Origin of the sequence: Fulvivirga sp. M361 (assembly GCF_007097395.1) — a bacterium.
Taxonomy (GTDB): Bacteria; Bacteroidota; Bacteroidia; order Cytophagales; family Cyclobacteriaceae; genus Fulvivirga.
The window spans coordinates 1-388 of the sequence record NZ_VKDC01000117.1 but is presented as its reverse complement, the minus strand read 5'-3'; the positions used below and the strand labels follow the sequence as shown (position 1 = coordinate 388).

General features: G+C 49.7%; 1 protein-coding gene. It reads left to right on the top strand.

Going from position 1 to position 388, the window contains the following annotated elements:
- Positions 1 to 388 (top strand): PKD-like domain-containing protein (locus FNH22_RS32285; RefSeq protein WP_185154534.1); only part of this gene is annotated, 388 nt, incomplete at both ends.

Here is a 388-nt window from a genome sequence, read left to right as displayed (position 1 = left end):
CCTGCTTTATGCAGCGGCTCCTCGACGTCTATTACATTGAACAGTGCAGTTACGGGCAGTTTGATGCGTTTGACGGGTGTGAGTGGCACTGCGGGAGTGACAGGTTTTAGCAGTGTTGGATTGACCTTTTTGGATGGAGATGTGATCAGTGATGTATTGGCGAATAGCACGAGCAGTCCAGTTACGCTGACGTATAGCTTTGAGGTGAGTGATGGTTCGGGCTGTGATGACGGAGTGGCCCCTTTTACCACGGCCGTGACGGTAAACCCAAATCCTGTTTTAACGCTGACCAATACAACCACTAGTTTATGCAGTGGTGACCAAACAGACATTACGTTGAACAGTCCGACGTCCAACCATGTGATCACTGTCACTGGTGTAAGCTACG